This is a genomic window from Chryseobacterium sp. II3a (assembly GCF_057815135.1).
The window spans coordinates 92260-111299 of record NZ_JBYPZJ010000002.1 but is presented as its reverse complement, the minus strand read 5'-3'; the positions used below and the strand labels follow the sequence as shown (position 1 = coordinate 111299).

Sequence of the window (19040 nt, the reverse complement as noted above, 5' to 3'; positions counted from 1 at the left end):
TTTATGAAAATGAACACTACCAAATATATCGCTGCAATTTATGTATCCGCACTGGTAATACTTATAGGCTGCAAAAATGAGAAGCCTGCTAATGAAGCTGACAAAACGTATTGCATCAGCCAAGAATTAAAAAAAGATATTAAACTGGCTAAGGCTGAAATGCTTCCTATTGAAGAAAGCATTACTCTTACCGGAGAGGTGGAAAGCAATTCTGATAAAACAGTTCCTTTTGTAAGCCTTGTGGATGGAGTAGTTACTGATACTTATTTCTCACTTGGAGATTACGTGAGAAAGGGACAGGTGTTGGCTACTGTAAAAAGTACAGCCGTCAATGAAATGCAGGATGATACTCAAACATTACAGGCTCAGCTTGCAGTTGCTAAACGAAAACTATCCTCAGTGGAAGCCATGTATAAAGATGATATTGCCTCTCAGAAAGATCTTCAGGAAGCAAGAGCAGAAGTAACGATTTTACAATCCAATATTTCTAAGACCCAAAAGAATATGCAATTGTATTCTGCGGGTGGAAGTACTCTTCAAATTAAAGCTCCTGCCGACGGATATGTTATCAACAAGAATATTTCTAAAGGGATGCCGGTAACCGCCGGTGGTGACCAGCTTTTTACGATTTCCAACCTGGATAAAGTATGGGTGATGGCCAATGTGTATGCTACCAACATGAGACATGTTTATGTAGATCAGCCTGTAGTCGTGAAAACTTTGGCTTATCCGGATGACAGTTTTTCCGGAAAGATCAATAATATATCCCAGGTTTTTAATGAAAATGAAAGAGTACTGAAAGCCAAGATTATCATGGATAATAATGGAATGAAACTAAGGCCGGGAATGTCCGCTGATGTAGTTTTACCTGTTAATCCGCAAAATAAAAAGGCGTTGGCAATTCCTGCGAAGGCTTTGATCTTCGACAATAATCAAAGCTATGTAGTGGTATACAAAAAAGACTGTGAACTGGAAATAAGACCGGTAACGGAGATTGCTTCAAACAGTCAATATATTTATGTAGAAGGAAATCTGAAACAAGGTGAAAATGTGATTGCTTCCAATGGATTGTTAATTTATGAGAACCTGAAAAACCAATTAAATAATTCTAAGAAGTAATGCGAAAATTTGTACAGAATATAGTTTCCTTCTCTTTGAAAAACTCACTGATTGTTCTTTTAGGAACTTTCATGTTGTTGCTTGGAGGAATCTATTCCTATATACACACTCCAATTGAAGCATTCCCGGATGTTACCAACACAAGGGTAAGGGTAATTACCCAATGGCCGGGAAGAAGTGCAGAAGAAATAGAAAAGTTTGTCACATTGCCGATCTCAAAAGAGATGAATGCTATTCCGAATAAAACTTCGGTACGATCTATTTCTCTTTTCGGATTATCAGTGGTTACCGTGATTTTTGATGATCATGTCAATGATTTTTATGCACAGCAATATGCCTCCAATAAACTGGGAAATGTAAACCTTCCCACCGGAGCAGAATATAGTATAGAACCTCCATCAGGAGCTACCGGTGAGATTTACCGATATATTATCAAGAGTAAATTACCAATAAAAGAAGTGACGGCGATTCAGGATTGGGTGGTTGAAAGAGAATTGCTGGCTGTTCCCGGAGTTGCTGATGTGGTAAGCTTTGGAGGTGAAGAAAAAACATATGAAATTAAAATTAATCCTACGGAATTACACAATTACGACCTTTCCCCCCTGGATGTGTATGAAGCAGTTTCGAAGAGTAATATCAATGTAGGAGGAGATGTTGTAGCAAAAGGAGATCAGGCTTATGTGGTGCGGGGGATTGGTCTTTTAGAGAAGAAGGAGGATATTGAAAATATTCAGATTGAAGTAAAAGGTTCTACCCCTATCCTGGTGAAACACGTTGCTGAAGTTAAAGTGTCGGCAAAACCAAGATTAGGACAAGTAGGATATAACAAAGAGAATGATGTAGTAGAAGGAATTGTTATAATGCTTCGTGGAGAAAATCCAAGTGAAGTAATTGCAAAGCTTAAGGATAGAATAGAACAGTTAAATGGAGGTGAATTACCGGGAGATGTTCAGATTGTTCCGATCATTGACCGCACAGAATTAGTCAATACAACTGTTCATACAGTTTCCAAAAACCTGGTTGAAGGAGTTATTCTGGTTTCCATTATTGTATTTATCTTCCTTTATAACTGGCGAACGACCTTTATTGTGGCATCAGTGATTCCGCTGGCTTTCCTTTTTGCGATTATTATGCTGAAAATTCAGGGACTTCCGGCCAATCTGATTTCCATGGGAGCGCTGGATTTCGGATTACTTCTGGAGGGAACACTCGTCATTGTTGAACATGTATTTGTTGCCCTCGAGCTGAAAGCGAAGAAGATTGGGTTAAAGAGGTTTAATAAAATTTCCAAGCTGGGAATTATCAAAAAAAGCGCAGGAAGTGTGGCAAGTTATATTTTCTTTGCCCTATTAATCCTTATTGTAGCTTTGATGCCGATCTTCTCTTTCCAGAAAGTGGAAGGGAAAATGTTCTCTCCTTTAGCATTTACCTTAGGGTATGCTCTGTTAGGTTCATTGATTCTAAGTTTGACCTATGTTCCGGCAATGTGTAAACTTTTATTAACCAAAAATATTGAGGAGAAAGAAAACTTTATTTCAAGATTCTTCAGGGTGAATATCTATAGAATTTATGAATTCAGTGTTCGTTATAAAAAAGGGTTTATAGTTGGCTTTGTTGCTTTGCTTGCACTTTGTGGATGGAGGTTTTCAAACTATGGTTCAGAATTTTTACCTAAGCTGAATGAAGGAGCCATTTATGTACGTGCCACTCTTCCGAATAGTGTGAATCTGGATGAATCTGTACGTTTGACCAAAGAAATGAAAGAGATTCTCATGAAGTATGATGAAGTGAAATTTGTGATGACCCAAACAGGCCGTCCGAATGACGGAACAGATCCTACCGGATTCTTTAATATTGAATTTAATATCCAGCTGAAACCGGAAAATGAATGGAAGAAAAAAATATCCAAAGATGAACTTCTTGAAGAAATGAGAGTTTCCCTTGAAAAATATCCGGGAATTAATTTTGGATTCAGCCAGCCGATTCAGGATAATGTGGAAGAATATGTGGCAGGAGTGAAAGCTCCGTTGGTTATTAAAATATTCGGGAATGATTTATTTCAACTTGAAAATTATGCCAACCAGGTAGCCAATTCTATTAGAACGGTTCCTGGGATTTCTGATGTGAATGTTTTTAAAAATATTGGTCTCCCAGAACTCAGAATACAGCTTCACGATTCTAAAATGGCAAAATACGGAGTTTCTACAGCAGATGCCCAGGCGGTTATTGAAATGACAATCGGAGGACAGGCCGCTACCAAGTTTTATGAAGAAGAAAGAATGTTTGATGTGATGCTCAGGTTCGAAAAAGAATACCGTGACACTCCGGAAAAGATGGGAAATATCCTGATCCCGACTCAGGATAATAAGAAAGTACCATTGAAGGAAATTGCCACCATTGATTATCATACCGGTCCATCATTTATTTATCGTGAAGGAAATAGCAGATATATTGGTGTAGGATTTAATATTGAAGGTAGAGACCTGGGAAGTACCATTAAAGAAGCAAAAGAAAAAGTAGACAAAGAAGTAAAGCTTCCTAAGAATCATAAAATGACATGGGCTGGTGAATTTGAAAGCAAAGAAAGAGCAGCAAAGCAATTGGCGATGGTGGTTCCTATTTCGCTGGTGCTTATTCTGATGCTCTTATATTTCAACTTTGGAAACGTAAAAGATACCCTGATCTCTTCCATTACCTTAGCTTTTGCATTCATTGGTGGTTTTTTATCCCTGTGGTTTACGGGAACAATCTTTGGAATCTCGGCAGGAATTGGTTTTATTATCCTTTTTGGGGTGGCTACTATTGATGGGATTGTGTTAATTGGAGTGATGAAAGAAAACCTCCAGAACAGAATGTCCCTGAAAGAATCTATTTCAGAAGGAGTAAAAAGCAGAATTCGTCCGGTAGTGATGATTGCATTGATGGGATCTATGGGACTTCTTCCGGCAGCTATGTCTAACGGGATGGGATCTGAAATTCAAAAACCATTAGCGATTATGATTGTAGGCGGATTGATCATCTGTATGCTGCTGTCATTTACCATATTACCAATTGTGTTCTATTATGCTTATCGTAAAAAGCATAAGGAAACAATGTAGTTTCTTTTTATTTGTTCATTATGAGGCCGGGATCCGTGAGGAAGATCCCGGCCTTTTTATTTTGACCTTAAACCGTTTTCGTTGATTCCAGAATTTCAATATTCTTCAAAACATCATTGCTTTCACATTTCTTGAGTTCTTTAAGTAGAGTAGGAGTAAGAATCTTTGGATTCAAGATTTGGGTAGCAACTTTAGCAGCAGCATAATCTACAATATTGATAACAGATTCCTTTAAGAAATTAGGAGTATTTGAAGAAATAACTGCAGTAGCCCAAGAAGTATCTCTGGCTCTGGATATAGCGAAATCCAATACAGTATTGTCTTTCCCATTAGAAAGTTGATCGATGAGGTTCACAGGATAACATATTTTATTCAGAGAATCCTGAACTTTCTGATTAATGGAAGCAATCACATTATTGATATTCTCAAAGTCTTTTTTTAACGGATTAATCTTCCGGTAGGGCATAATGGAAGCTGCGGAAATTCCCAGATCCAGATTGATGTGGGCATTCATCCCTAGAAAAATATGCTGTAGGATAAGAAGATTTTTATTTTTGGAGGCTTCAAAAGCAATATACCAGGAGTTGGTACATTTTTTCCCGTTGCTGTAGTTTTCCCATGCTGTAAGATACCGTTCTGCAAAAGCTAAATCAAGCACAACCATTCTGGGATTATCCTCAAACTTCTTTTGTTGGATTCCTTTTAAAACCTGTGCCGTCATAATCCGGTAAGTACAGGCAAAATATCCGGCTGAGCTTTTGTTTTCTTTGCACCAAAGGATAATTTCATCAAGTTTTTTCAAGACTTCTTCAATGGTTTTCATGGTAGGTTTTATTTACTTAAAGATACAAAAAAAGTGAGCCGGAATGACTCACTGTATACTTTAAACACTAAGGTATTAAAATGGGTTCAGGATCAATAGGATCAATTGGACCAATCACTATAGGCTTGCATCTTGCAGCGGGTTCACATCTTCCTCCCATACATACAAAATTAGTCATAGTAGTTGAGCCATCAGGGCATCTGATCATACCTTCACCAGGGCAGCCCCCAGGACACTCTGGTAGATGTAAATATCCTCCGAATACATCTTTCAGTTCAATTCTTGAAAGTTTTGATACGTTCATTTTTTTCATGGAATTATTTTTTTTGTTAATGGTAAGTTTTTTCTTTTTATTTGACTAAAATAATGAAAATATTTCTTTTTTTTAATCATAGTTGTTTGAGATGTAAATATTTAAGCAAATAAATTGTATATTTATTTCCAATTAATGAGAAATAAAGAGGGATCCGAAAATCTTAAAGAGTAGGAAATTAAAACTAAACTAAATAACTATGAAAAATTTAAAAAACTTAAACAGAAATGAGTTGAAAACTGTTTTAGGAGGCGCAGCAGCTGCGTGCCTAGTACCAGTGGACGGTGGTGGCTGCCCGGCTGGCTATACATTCTGTAGCAATCCTTATTGTTGCTATCCACCAAGAAAACCATTTATTTGTTTCGACTAACAATAAAAAATCCCTCAACTGAGGGATTTTGCTTTATTCTTTAAGGGTTTTCTTTTGAAATTTCATCATGATGTTTCAGGTATAGTGGTAAGGCTGCTGAGCCATACCATGGGAATATCTCATAACTGAAAATTCCTGCCTGAACTGCAGGATCCGTTTTTACCCATTGTTCCGCTTCTTCCTTAGATTTTGTATTGAAAATAAACATTCCACGGTAATTTTCTTTATTCTTTTCCAGGAAAGGACCTGCTACCACAATTTTACCATTATTGGCCAGTTTAGCAATATTTTCCATATGCCCTTTCATTAGAGAGCTCATCTTGGTTTTGTCTTCAATTTTTGCAGTACCTGTTGTTAGCATAACGATGGTATAAGCTTTCATGCCATATTGATCTGCTCCTAATGACATTGCAAGTTCCTGATTGTATTTAGGTTTTTCTGCTTTCTTTTCCTGAGCAGTAGAAAATGCAAAGGCAATTAGAGAGATTATGAATAATGCTTTAGATCCCATAATATTTATTTTTATAAAGATATTAAAACCATAGAATTTTGGGTCAAAAAAATAAAAGCGGCAGTAAAACTGCCGCTTTATTCAAATATTTTGAGAGGTATTACTTCTTAACTGCTTTCAAAGTTTTTACACTTCCATCTTCCATTTGAAGACCAATCAGGTAAAGACCTGAACCTAGATCAGAAAGATTAATTTCATTGCTTGCTTTAAGTGTTTTCAATTGTCTGCCCGCAACATCCGTTACAGTAATTGATTTCACTCCTTTTATGTCAGAAATTTGTAAAATATCTTTAAATGGATTAGGATAGATAGAAATTTCTGCTTTCTTGTTTGCCCCTACTTCAGAAGTTGCTAATGAAGCATCAGTCACAGTAATAGTATAATCTTCTACCTGCCCCTCACTTACGTCAGCACAAGGGTTTGATAATTCTGTCCTTACAGAAGTAGTTGAACTGTTAAATTGATATTTAACCCTCATTCTGGTATTGCCTAAAGCAGCAGTAGCGGGTACAGGAATGTTTTTATTGACCGTAATAGTGCCACCTGTTGCAGCTGCACCCCCTGCAAAATCTGAAGTTACAAAATAAGCTTCTCCCGCATCAGTAAAGCTTCCGTTCTGATTCCAATCTATAAATACCGTAAATCCAAAACGGTTATTGGTTCCTAAACCAGCTCCCTGAAGGGTAATTGGATAAGAAGTTCCTCTGTTAACCGTGGCTACTTTATTGGTGAAATCCTCATGAGCAACTGTTGTTGATGTAGATGCATTGGTCATATTACTTAGTTGAATATTGGATATTGAATATACTCCCATTTTAGCAGCAAGAGGACCACAGTATGGTGCAATAGGATTACTTCCTGTAGTAAAAGATATTTCCTGGCATCCTGTAGCATCACCTAAAGTATTAGTTGGAGTAACTGATGCATAAAGAGTAGTATTTATTGGTAAAAGACTCGAAGATGTTGGCATGAAGGAAGTATTAGCAACAGTTCCTGAATAGATATTTGAACTTCCTGGTGTAGTGCCAATTTTTATTTTATACGATTCAGCACCTGCAACAGCACCCCATGTAATTTGTGGACGAACGGAAACACCTGTTGCCCCGTTTGTAGGGCTACTTATTGTGGTACAGGCTGGAGCCGCAGTTACTTCTTGTTTAATACGTATATTATCTATAAAGCTGAAAAAATCAACAGTACTTCCAGTACTTCCTATAGTTTGTATCCTTAGCATAAAGTTTCCATTTACATTGGCGCTCTCAGGAATTGTTCCGGAAAATGTTGCGCATGTTACTGGAGTGCTGCTAAGTGTAATTGTACTCCCCACAGGAGTGTAAGTGGAACCTCCATCTGTAGAATAAGCTACGGCAATAGTACCTCCTACTGTGCTTGTATTATCATAAGGATCAGTAGTATATGAAAAATCAATATCAATTTTTTTACCATTAGCAGTTATACTGGCTGGTTTAGTGTATACTAAATTAATGGTTCTGCCTGCAAGAGAGGAACCATTCCATGCTTCAGCTCCCATAAATGCTGTGCCATCACATGCCGCTGTGCCTGTATAAACACCTGCTGTACCGGTATACCCTCCAGTAATTGCAAACCCCGGGTAAGTGGGATTTTCAAAGCTTTCCGTAACTAAAATCTGAGCGCTGCCCATTATTGACAATGCTGTGAAACTCAAGAATAGTAATTTTTTCATAAAATAAAGTTTTTGTTTTTCCGAATGTAACAATATTTTATGTAATTAACAAATAATTAAGGATTTTAATAATTGATAATCAGTTGTTTGTTAAATTTGTGCTTTTGTTTAAGAGTTTTTAATACTTTATGTGTAGTTGTGAAAGTATCAAAAATAGTAATAGTGCAGGTGCTTTTTGCTTTACCTGCACTAATGTAATCGAGAGATTATATTTTATTTTTGTATAAGTATCAGAGAAATAGAATGATGATGAGATTTATTCACTATTTTATTTGTATGCTAATCTTTTATTCTTAAAAATTCTTTAGCCAGCTCAATCATCTTGGGATCACCTGTGTATTTTCCATGCTCATCAGAAAGTTTTACGGTTGGGATCCATTCCTTATTAGGAGCTTGTACACCAATCAATTTCATCACAATGTTCATTGGCTTTAATCCTACATCATTGGTCAGATTGGTACCTATTCCAAAAGAGATTCCTATTTTTCCCCTGCAGTAGTTTGTAATTTCCTCTACCTTTTCAAGATTTAAAGCGTCAGAGAAAATAATATATTTAAACATAGGATTGATACCGTTTTTCTGATAATGAGCAATGGTTTTATCTGCAAATTCCAAAGCATCACCACTGTCATGACGTACGCCGTCAAAAAGCTTTGCAAATTTTTTATCAAATTGCTGGAAGAAAACATCTGTTGTATAAGTATCGGAAAGAGCTACTCCAAGGTCTCCTCTGTATACATCCACCCAATGCTCCAACGCCAGTTCATTAGCCATTTTGAAACCGTATTCAGCCGCATGAAACATAAACCATTCGTGAGCATGGGTTCCTATAGGTTTTACACCATACTTCATAGCAAAATGTACATTAGAACTTCCAATAAATGTAGAATCTTTTTTCTGTGTTAAAGCTTCCATAACCAGATTTTGTACCTTATAAGAATGTCTTCTTCTGGTTCCGAACTCTGCAAATGTTACCCCTAATCTGCCTAAAGAATCTGCTTTCTCAAGGGTTTTACTCATCACTACTTCATTAGAGTCTCTTTCCATGTGGTTCATTTCATAATGCAGCTCACTGATTAATGCCAATAAAGGAACCTCCCAAAGGATCGTTCTGTACCAAAGTCCTTCAACAGTCACTGAAAGATCTCCACCTTCCTGACGAATTTTTACTTCAGACGGGTCATAATGATATCCTTCCAGGAAATCCAGATAAGGAAGATCAATATAAGGACATGTTCTAGCCATGAATTTCTTTTCATCCTTAGTAAGCTTTAGTTCAGCCATTTTATTAACAGCCTCTCTTAATGCTGTATCAAAACCTTCCGGGAAATGATGCTTCCCTCTATTGATGAATTCATATTTTACAATAGAACTTGGAAAAAGTTTTACCACAGCATTTTGCATGGTTATTTTATAGAAGTCATTATCCAGAATAGAGTTTAGTCTTACGTCGTTCATAATATGTGTAATTTTAACGCAAATATAAAAATTAAAAATAAAATCGCCTAAATGTAAGGCGATTTTTTTGAAATATTTTGATGATTGTATCCGTTATTTCCCTAAATAGGAATTGTACATCCAAACTTCTTTCTCCTGTTCGGTGATGTAGTCGCTCATCTGAGAGTTGGTACCTTCATCACCAGCCTTATCCGTAATGTCTAAAAGTTCTCTCTGAAGATCAATCACTACTTTGAATGAACTTAGAATTTGTTCAACACTTTTAGTTCCGTCGGTTACTTCTTTGCTTTCTTTGATAGTAGCTACTTTTAAATAGTCCGAGTAGTTGTGTGCAGGTGTTGCACCTAATGTAAGAATCCTCTCTGCAATTTCATCAATTTTTAAAACTAAGCTATTATAAAGCTCTTCAAACTTTGGATGAAGTGTAAAAAACTGATCTCCTTTAATATTCCAGTGAGAACCTCTTGTGTTCTGATAGAATACAGAATAGTTAGCTAAAAGTACATTTAATTTTTCTGCGATTTTCTTACAGTCGGCTTCTTTTAGCCCTATAATACTAGCGTTTTTCATAAATTTATCTTTTTATATATCTCAAAGTTACGAAATATCGTGCCGAAAAGTCCGGGATATCAATAGATGATAACTATAAGAAAATTATTTAAAATAGTTTGGAAGTATCAATATGGGTTATTGTAAAATGATCACAATAATAAAGAGGTAAAGATAATTTTCTGGTTAGATTATTTCATATACTCTATACTTTTTTCAGATCATCGTTTTATGGCAGAGGATGCTTATCTTTGGCACTTTATATTTATTTAAGATGGAAGGGGTCCGAAATATAAGTTTGCGTAGTTTTTTGCTGTCTTCAGCTTTTTTCTTTTCGGTTTGTTTGTTCTATTATATCAATTCCGTTTTGAAAACAGATGGACACTATGTTTATCTCCTGGATGATGCCTATATCCATCTTGCAATGGCCAAGAATTTTGCCTTGTATGATGTCTGGGGAATGACAAGATATCAGTTTTCTTCTACGTCCTCTTCTCCATTGTTCACTTATATATTGAGTGTATTGATTAAGATTTTTGGGAATGATGATCAGATTCCATTGTATTTTAATAGTATTTTTGCTGTCGGAATTCTTTATATTTTCTCCACCTATTATGCTGGTATTTTTAAAGAAGTTAAAAAAACAGTCTTAGCGGTACTTTTTACTGTATTCTTTATTGTACTCCCTATAAATATTCTTTCAGGAATGGAACATGTTTTCCAGATCTTCCTGTTTGCTGTTAATATTTTTTGCTTTTCCCGTTTTAATCAGAATAAACTTGCTGTCTTTGGCTTCTATTTCAGTCTACTGTTAATGGGGGTCGTCCGTTTTGAAAGTATGTTTTATTTTGTAATTCTGGCCTTTATGTTTACCCTTATCAGAAAATGGAAAGAAACATTTTTTGTTTTATTATTGGGTTTCATCCCTATCATAGCATTTTGTATTTTTAATTATCAGCAGGACGGCTATTTTTTTCCTAACTCAGTAGTGGTAAAAGGAACAAAATTGAGTCTTGATTCTCATATTTTAGGACAGCTTAAAGTTATTTTACTGGATAATCTTCTGTTGAATATCAGTTTTTATAAAATAGGAATTTTTCCTATTTTACTATGCATAGTGTTTATTTGCAGAGATCTGAGAACGAAAACGTTAAAAGAAGTATTAAATAGTAATTTCCTGTTAATTGTATTTTCCTTGGTAATGCTGTGTCATGCTATGTTCGCTGATTTAAAAGGACATTTACGATATGAAGCTTATATTCTTACAGGCTTTTGTATGGTGTTAATACCTAGATGTAAAGAGTTGTTCTATAATTTTACGGATTATATTAAAAAAGAAAAGTTAGTGAGTCTATTAATTACTGCTAATGTTTTTCTGATGATCTATAAATGTTGGGCCGCTCATCCTATTATGAACAATGGGGGTAAGAATATTTATGAACAGCAGGTACAGTCTGCGAAATTTTTGAATCAGTTTTATAATACTTCCAAAGTAGTAGCCAATGATATTGGAGCGGTTTGTTATTATACGGATATTCATTTACTGGATATCGCTGGTCTTGGATCTGTAGAAACCATCCAATTTAATGAAAATAAAAGATCGTTTGACCAAAAGTTTGGTGACTTTTTGAGTAAATATTGTCTTGATCACCAATATGATATTGCTGTTGTATATGAAGGATGGCTGCAAGGCTATGTTCCTTCTTATTGGAAAAAAGCAGGGACTTTAAAGATTGAAGATAAGGTAACAGTTGCAAGACTGGAGGTTTCTATATATTCTATCAATGGGAAAAACCTGGAAGAATTGAAACAAAATATTAAAAAGTTTAATTGGAATAAAAATGTTACTGTTACAGTTATAGAATAGGTGTTGTTATGATATTTTTACAATAGTTTTATTTCCCGTTTTATTGATTTCTGTTTCAGATTATTAAAAAATAGATAACAATTTGTTAATGAATCCGGAGATTGCGTTTTCTAGCTTTGCACTCGAAATATAATCTAAAGTAAAAAGCGATGAAGAAGTTTTTCCTGTATTCTATGCTGTTATTATGTATGTTTTCATGCAATAATAATGATGTGGATGCACAAACACAGACACCAACCCTTCCCACAAAACCTGATGCAAAGTACCAAACAAAAAATGTTGTACTTCTGGTAGTTGATGGTCCACGTATTTCTGAAACCTGGGAAGCCGCAAATAAAGAAAATATTCCTAACAGAGTAAGTTTACTGAATCAAGGTGTTTTTATCAGCAATTTTAAAAACAATGGAACTACCAATACAAACCCGGGACATAGTGCGATGTGCTCAGGAGTATATGAGAATATTAAAAACAATGGAACCGAATTACCAGGATTTCCATCCATAATGCAGCAGTGGCTGAAATTCACAGGAGCAGATAAGACAAAAGCATGGGTCATAGCTTCTAAAGATAAACTTGAAGTTTTAAATGATTGTAAACTGGCAGATTGGAAAGGAAAGTTCCAGCCAAGTGTTGACTGTGGAGTAAGCGGAAACGGATCCGGATATCGTGATGATCTTGTTACCATGACGAAAACCAAAGAGGTAATGGCAAAATACAGCCCGAATGTTATGGTCATCAATCTTAAAGATGTAGATTCTTATGGCCATGCTAATAAGTGGACTGAATACATCAAAGCCATTAAAACTACAGACGCTTCCATTAAAGAAATCTGGGATTATATCCAGTCGCTTCCTGCTTATAAAGATAAAACAACATTAATAGTTTCTAACGACCACGGCAGACATATAGATGCTAACGGAGGTTTTGCAGAACATGGAGACGACTGTGCAGGATGCAGACATATTGAGTTCTTTGCAATAGGACCGGATTTTAAAAAGAATGCAATCATCAGCACAGGAAATTATGAGCAAATTGATATTGCAAGTACGATGGCGGAACTTTTAGGAGTTCCTGCACAGTACATGAAAGGAAAAATAATAAAGGATGCCTTTAAATAAAACTTTGATTTTTTGATCCTAACCTCCATTACTTAAAATGTTTCAATAACATAAAAGTAATGGAGGTTTTCGGTGGTTTTGAATGTAAATGAAGAAAAATTCTTGTAAAATAAAATATCATAACTGCTTGTCAATTAAAAAAATATTATTATTTTTGCACCCTAAAATAAAAAGCAATTAAATGCCTACTATTCAACAATTAGTAAGAAAAGGAAGAGCCACGCTTGCCAAGAAGAGCAAATCGGCTGCCCTTGATTCTTGTCCACAAAGACGTGGAGTATGTACGAGAGTATATACTACTACACCTAAGAAACCTAACTCTGCACTTAGAAAAGTAGCAAGGGTAAGACTTTCTAACGGTAAAGAAGTTAACGCCTATATCCCGGGCGAAGGACATAATCTTCAAGAGCACTCGATAGTATTGGTTAGAGGCGGAAGGGTGAAAGACCTACCGGGAGTACGTTACCACATCGTAAGAGGTGCATTAGACACAGCTGGTGTAAATGGAAGAACACAGAGAAGATCTAAGTACGGAGCTAAGAGACCTAAACCAGGACAAGCAGCTGCTGCTCCTGCAAAAGGAAAGAAAAAATAATCATTAAATAAGGTACAGAAGCAATGAGAAAGACAAAAGCGAAAAAAAGACCGTTGTTACCAGATCCGAAATTTAATGATCAATTGGTAACGAGATTCGTAAACAATTTAATGCTAGACGGTAAGAAGTCTATCGCATTCAAAATTTTCTATGATGCATTAGATATCGTAGAAACTAAAAAAGGAGAAACTGAGAAAACAGCCCTTGAAATCTGGAAAGATGCATTAACAAACGTTATGCCTCACGTAGAAGTACGTTCTAGAAGAGTAGGTGGAGCTAACTTCCAGATTCCTATGCCAATCAGAGCTGATAGAAAAATTTCTATGGCAATGAAATGGTTAATTAGCTACTCTAAAAAGAGAAATGATAAGTCTATGGCTTTGAAATTAGCTAATGAAGTGGTAGCTGCTTCAAGAGAAGAAGGTGCTGCTTTCAAAAAGAAATCTGATACTCACAAAATGGCGGAAGCTAACAAAGCTTTCTCACACTTTAAATTCTAATCTGAAATGGGTAGAGATCTTAAATTTACAAGAAACATTGGTATTGCTGCTCACATTGATGCGGGTAAGACTACCACTACTGAAAGGATTTTATTCTATACAGGTGTAAACCACAAAATTGGAGAGGTTCACGATGGTGCTTCTACAATGGACTGGATGGAGCAGGAAGCAGAAAGAGGTATTACTATTACTTCTGCTGCAACTACTTGTTCTTGGAACTTTCCAACAGACCAAGGAAAGCCTCTTGCAGATACTAAGCCTTACCACTTCAACATCATTGATACACCGGGACACGTTGACTTCACTGTAGAAGTAAACAGATCTTTAAGAGTATTAGATGGATTGGTATTCTTATTCTCAGCAGTAGATGGAGTAGAGCCTCAGTCTGAAACAAACTGGAGACTTGCTGACAACTACAAAGTTGCTAGAATGGGATTCGTAAACAAAATGGACAGACAAGGTGCTGACTTCCTTAACGTGGTAAACCAGGTTAAAGAAATGTTAGGATCTAACGCAGTTCCAATCGTTTTACCAATCGGTGCTGAAGAAGATTTCAAAGGAGTTGTAGACTTAATTAAAAACAGAGCGATCATCTGGGATGAAGCTGGACAAGGTGCTACTTTCGAGGTAGTTCCAATTCCTGAAGACATGAAAGATGAAGTTCTTGAATATAGAGAGAAATTAGTAGAAGCTGTTTCTGAATATGACGAAACTTTGATGGAGAAATTCTTCGAAGATCCGGATTCAATTACAGAAGAAGAAATCAATGCTGCATTGAGAGCTGCTACTATCGATTTATCTATTATCCCAATGACTTGTGGTTCTTCATTCAAGAATAAAGGAGTACAGTTTATGTTGGATGCAGTATGTAAATACTTGCCTTCTCCATTGGATAAAGATGATATCAAAGGTACTGACCCAAGAACAGACGCTGAAATTACAAGAAAGCCATCTGTAGATGAGCCTTTCTCTGCTCTAGCATTTAAGATTGCTACTGACCCATTCGTGGGAAGATTAGCATTCTTCAGAGCATACTCTGGAAGACTAGATGCTGGTTCTTATATCTTGAACACTCGTTCAGGAGATAAAGAAAGAATCTCTAGAATCTATCAGATGCACGCTAACAAGCAAAACCCAGTAGAATATATTGAAGCTGGTGATATTGGTGCAGCGGTAGGATTCAAGTCTATCAAAACTGGTGATACAATGTGTGACGAGAAAAACCCAATCGTTCTTGAATCGATGGTTTTCCCTGATCCGGTAATTGGTATCGCTGTTGAGCCTAAAACTAAAGCTGACCAGGATAAAATGGGTAACGCTCTAGCTAAATTGGCTGAAGAAGATCCAACGTTTACAGTAAGAACTGACGAGGCTTCTGGACAAACGATCATCTCTGGTATGGGTGAGCTTCACTTAGATATCATTGTAGACCGTATGAAGAGAGAGTTCAAAGTTGAAGTAAACCAAGGACAACCTCAGGTAGAGTACAAAGAAAACTTAACAAAAGTTGCTCAACACAGAGAAGTTTACAAAAAACAATCTGGTGGTAAAGGTAAATTTGCTGACATTGTATTTGAACTAGGACCTGCAGACGAAGGTAAAGTTGGTTTAGAATTCATCAATGAGATCAAAGGTGGTAACGTTCCTAGAGAATTTGTTCCTGCTATTGAAAAAGGATTTAAAGCTGCAATGAAGAACGGTCCATTGGCTGGTTTCGAAGTTGAAGGTATTAAAGTTACTCTTAAAGATGGATCTTTCCACGCAGTGGATTCTGATGCTCTTTCATTTGAAATGGCTGCTAAATTAGGATTTAAAGAAGCGGGACGTGCTGCTAAGCCAGTAATTATGGAGCCTATTATGAAACTGGAAGTTGTAACTCCGGAAGAATATATGGGTAACATCATTGGTGACCTTAACAAAAGAAGAGGTACAATCAGTGGTCAGGAAGAAAAGAACGGTGCTGTTGTAATCAAAGGTTCAGTTCCACTTTCTGAAATGTTTGGATATGTTACTACTCTAAGAACACTTTCATCAGGAAGAGCTACTTCTTCTATGGAATTAGAGAAGTACCAAGCTACTCCACAAAACGTTGCTGAAGAAATCATAGCTAAAGCAAAAGGTTAATTTTTAAATTAAAGAAATGTCACAAAGAATCAGAATAAAACTAAAATCTTACGATTACAACTTGGTAGACAAGTCTGCTGAGAAAATCGTAAAAACGGTAAAGGCTACTGGTGCTGTTGTAAACGGTCCAATTCCATTACCAACGAATAAGAGAATCTTCACAGTGTTGAGATCTCCGCACGTAAACAAGAAAGCAAGAGAGCAGTTCCAATTATCAGCTCACAAGAGACTAATGGATATCTACTCTTCTTCTTCTAAAACTGTTGATGCTCTAATGAAATTAGAACTTCCTTCAGGTGTAGACGTTGAAATTAAAGTGTGATAACTGCATACTTTGCAATGATTATACAATCCGTTCCTTTTTAGGAACGGATTTTTTTATTTCTATTAATCAATCCTTTCTAATATACATTTGATGTTTGCTTTTTATTATTGATAATGATAGGATAACCGTAAGAACCTATCCTCAATAATCGTATAGCTGTGTTGGAATATTTTTATCAGAATTATAATGATATTGTTGATCTCACATCAAGGGTATTTATAAGGTGACATATCTCACCTTAGTTTATTTATTTAGAATTATTAAAAATAATAATTTTGCAAAAAATTCTTGATGTTTAGAACAGTATCTTTTTCCTTGCTTGTTTTAGGATCAGCTTTCATGAGCGGTCAGAAAACTAAGGACACGTTAAAAAGTAACCATATTAGTGAAGTAGTAATAACGGGTTCCGGGTATGCTCAGAAAATCAAAGACACACCAGCTACGATTTCTGTAATTTCTCAGGCTGATCTTAAAAAAAGAGCGTATAGAGACATTACCGATGCATTGCAGGATGTTCCGGGTGTTTTTGTTACAGGAGGAGGAAGTACAAGTGATTTCTCAATAAGAGGTGCAGAATCTGGCCAGACATTGATCTTAATTGACGGAAAAAGAATCAATACAAGAGAAACAAGACCCAATTCTGACGGTCCAGGTATCGAACAAGGATGGATGCCGCCATTGGAAACTATTGAAAGAATTGAAGTTGTAAAAGGACCCATGTCTTCATTATATGGTTCTGATGCGATGGGTGGCGTAATCAATATTATCACAAAAAAACTTAGTAACGGCTGGAGAGGATCTGTTGGAACAAGTTTAATACAACAGGTACATAAAGAATCTGGAAATACCTACCAGATTGATGGATATGCTGCCGGCTCTTTAGTAAAAAACCTTCTTCAGATGAAAGTGACCGGAAGCTATTCCGACAGAAATGAAGATAAGTTTGTAGGTGGATTTACAGAAAGAGTTATTAAAGCTTTTGGTACAGAATTCAGCCTTACTCCCAACACAAAAAATACCTTTAAGCTAAGCTATGATTATAACCGCCAGGAAAGAAATCAGAATCCTGGTTATTCATTAGGCCCTACAGCAAAAAGTTCACGCAATAATTACGAAAGAAATGTATTGGCATTAAGCCACAAAGGAGATTATTCAAACTTCCATACAAATTCTTATATCCAGTATGATAATACCAACAACCCGAACAGGGATATGAGGTATGAGACTTTAGCAGCGTACAGTCTTAATAATTTCAATATTAAAGAACATGTGATCAGCTTTGGAGCAGAATATAGATATGAGAGACTGAATGATTTGGGTAACAAAATGAAGTCTGAAAATGGAGAAGTGGTAACCCAACTTACCCGTTGGAACTGGTCTGCTTTTGCAGAAGGAAACTGGAGGTTAGTCAATAAACTACATCTGGTTACAGGAGCACGTCTGGATAATGATGAGAATTATGGTTCCAACTTTACACCAAGAGGTTACTTGGTATGGAGTGCTACTGATAACTTTACCTTTAAAGGAGGGGCTTCTTGGGGATATAAAGCTCCAGGTCTAAGAGCTGTAAATCCAGGATGGGGACAGGTAACAGGTGGTGGAACTCAGGATGGAGTAATCATTGGAAATAAAGATCTTAAACCAGAGAAAAGCTTTAACCAGGAGCTAACCGTAATGTTTGAAGATAATAAGAAAGTGATTAACGTAAGTGTAACAGGGTTCAATACAGACTTTAAAAACAAGCTGGTTGAAGTTAGAAAATGTAACAATACCGAAGAATGTAAACAGTTTGAAGCCCTATACAATCATATTTACGATTTTATCTCAACACGAGAAAATCTTGGTAAGGCAAACAGCATGGGGCTCGAAGCCAACCTTGGGGTAAATGTAACAAAGGATATTGTATTAAAAGGTAACTATACCTATACCGATACAAAGATTAAATCTGATGAAATTCCTGCACTTTACAATAAACCCTACGCTAGAATCCCTAAGCATATGGCCAATGTAAACCTATCATGGAAAGCTAATGACAGCTTCGAATTCTGGTCCAGAGGTAACTACAGAAGTGAAAGCCAGCCGGGAGTAAACAGAGGAAAAGCACAGGAATATCCAATTCCATCTTATTTCCTATTAGATTTAGGAACTGTATACAGACTGAATAAACATGTTCGTTTCACATTTGGAGTATATAACCTATTAGATAAAGATATCCGTAATGATACCAGTGATCCTGCTACCAATTTTGGTTTCAGAATTGATGGAATCAGATATCAGTTCGGAGCAAACTATTTCTTTTAAATTCCATGGAAGAGTAAAAAAATGTTGATGAAATATAATAAAGAATGTTCTTACTAAAGAATATGGGAAATGATTTTAGATTTGCAGAGAAAAGCACCTAAGGAGTATTTGTTCAGATTCAAAGTAAGAAATAACGATATTAATACTGGTTTAGAAAGGAGGAATTACTACAGATTCCTTTCTCAAATTTGTATTAACTTTTAATTTATTCATATCAAATTAATTTTGTAAACATTAAGATGGATCAATCATCTTAATGTTTTT

Annotated in this window: 16 protein-coding genes; 10 read left to right on the top strand and 6 right to left on the bottom strand. The window is 36.1% G+C overall.

What is annotated here, in order from left to right; all coding sequences use genetic code 11:
* Positions 1–3 precede the first annotated feature (3 nt).
* Both AC3HD6_RS05355 and AC3HD6_RS05350 read left to right on the top strand, forming a co-directional pair.
* Entirely contained in the window at positions 4–1119 is a 1116-nt protein-coding gene (locus tag AC3HD6_RS05355; protein WP_488895414.1) for an efflux RND transporter periplasmic adaptor subunit, read from the top strand.
* The gene (locus AC3HD6_RS05350; protein WP_488895413.1) at positions 1119–4217 is read left to right on the top strand and encodes an efflux RND transporter permease subunit; all 3099 of its coding nucleotides are present in this window, start codon (positions 1119–1121) and stop codon (positions 4215–4217) included. Before AC3HD6_RS05355 ends, AC3HD6_RS05350 begins: the two co-directional genes overlap by 1 nt.
* Positions 4218–4284: 67 nt before the next feature.
* Here AC3HD6_RS05350 and AC3HD6_RS05345 read toward each other — a convergent pair whose 3' ends face one another.
* Positions 4285–5040, bottom strand: coding sequence for a DUF5995 family protein (locus tag AC3HD6_RS05345; protein WP_488895412.1), 756 nt, complete (start codon positions 5038–5040; stop codon positions 4285–4287).
* A gap of 67 nt (positions 5041–5107) precedes the next feature.
* Positions 5108–5344, bottom strand: coding sequence for a hypothetical protein (locus AC3HD6_RS05340; protein ID WP_488895411.1), 237 nt, complete (start codon positions 5342–5344; stop codon positions 5108–5110).
* A 208-nt stretch (positions 5345–5552) separates the two neighbouring features.
* Between AC3HD6_RS05340 and AC3HD6_RS05335 the strand changes: the two genes are divergently transcribed.
* Entirely contained in the window at positions 5553–5723 is a 171-nt protein-coding gene (locus tag AC3HD6_RS05335) for a bacteriocin-like protein (RefSeq protein ID WP_488895410.1), read from the top strand.
* 40 nt (positions 5724–5763) lie between these two features.
* Here the strand turns inward: AC3HD6_RS05335 and AC3HD6_RS05330 are convergent, their stop codons facing one another.
* The 4 genes from AC3HD6_RS05330 to AC3HD6_RS05315 all read right to left on the bottom strand — a co-directional run bounded on the left by AC3HD6_RS05330 (position 5764) and on the right by AC3HD6_RS05315 (position 9967).
* Positions 5764–6234 (bottom strand): YciI family protein, encoded by a 471-nt coding sequence (locus tag AC3HD6_RS05330; RefSeq protein WP_488895409.1) that lies wholly within the window; start codon positions 6232–6234, stop codon positions 5764–5766.
* A 100-nt stretch (positions 6235–6334) separates the two neighbouring features.
* Positions 6335–7939 carry a GEVED domain-containing protein gene (locus AC3HD6_RS05325; RefSeq protein WP_488895408.1) on the bottom strand — a complete coding sequence of 535 codons (1605 nt, stop codon included), beginning with the start codon at positions 7937–7939 and terminating at the stop codon, positions 6335–6337.
* A gap of 279 nt (positions 7940–8218) precedes the next feature.
* Complete coding sequence (pncB, locus tag AC3HD6_RS05320) at positions 8219–9397, bottom strand: nicotinate phosphoribosyltransferase (protein ID WP_488895407.1); 1179 nt, start codon at positions 9395–9397, stop codon at positions 8219–8221.
* 93 nt (positions 9398–9490) lie between these two features.
* The gene (locus tag AC3HD6_RS05315; RefSeq protein ID WP_488895406.1) at positions 9491–9967 is read right to left on the bottom strand and encodes a Dps family protein; all 477 of its coding nucleotides are present in this window, start codon (positions 9965–9967) and stop codon (positions 9491–9493) included.
* Positions 9968–10313: 346 nt separating this feature from the next.
* On the opposite strand from AC3HD6_RS05315, the gene AC3HD6_RS05310 reads away from it, so the two are divergent.
* The 7 genes from AC3HD6_RS05310 to AC3HD6_RS05280 all read left to right on the top strand — a co-directional run bounded on the left by AC3HD6_RS05310 (position 10314) and on the right by AC3HD6_RS05280 (position 18776).
* On the top strand, positions 10314–11813 hold the full coding sequence (locus AC3HD6_RS05310; RefSeq protein ID WP_488895405.1) for a DUF8728 domain-containing protein: 1500 nt from the start codon (positions 10314–10316) through the stop codon (positions 11811–11813).
* A 149-nt stretch (positions 11814–11962) separates the two neighbouring features.
* A complete protein-coding gene (locus AC3HD6_RS05305; protein WP_488895404.1) occupies positions 11963–12931 on the top strand; it encodes an alkaline phosphatase family protein in 969 nt (322 codons plus the stop codon).
* A 181-nt stretch (positions 12932–13112) separates the two neighbouring features.
* Positions 13113–13526, top strand: a complete 414-nt coding sequence (gene rpsL, locus AC3HD6_RS05300; protein WP_002983146.1) for a 30S ribosomal protein S12 — start codon at positions 13113–13115, stop codon at positions 13524–13526.
* A 23-nt stretch (positions 13527–13549) separates the two neighbouring features.
* Positions 13550–14026, top strand: coding sequence for a 30S ribosomal protein S7 (gene rpsG, locus AC3HD6_RS05295; protein ID WP_034677991.1), 477 nt, complete (start codon positions 13550–13552; stop codon positions 14024–14026).
* 6 nt (positions 14027–14032) lie between these two features.
* Positions 14033–16150, top strand: coding sequence for an elongation factor G (gene fusA, locus AC3HD6_RS05290; protein ID WP_079240231.1), 2118 nt, complete (start codon positions 14033–14035; stop codon positions 16148–16150).
* Between the two features lie 16 nt (positions 16151–16166).
* Entirely contained in the window at positions 16167–16472 is a 306-nt protein-coding gene (rpsJ, locus tag AC3HD6_RS05285) for a 30S ribosomal protein S10 (RefSeq protein ID WP_002661363.1), read from the top strand.
* A gap of 294 nt (positions 16473–16766) precedes the next feature.
* A complete protein-coding gene (locus tag AC3HD6_RS05280; RefSeq protein ID WP_488895403.1) occupies positions 16767–18776 on the top strand; it encodes a TonB-dependent receptor domain-containing protein in 2010 nt (669 codons plus the stop codon).
* Positions 18777–19040: the final 264 nt, after the last annotated feature.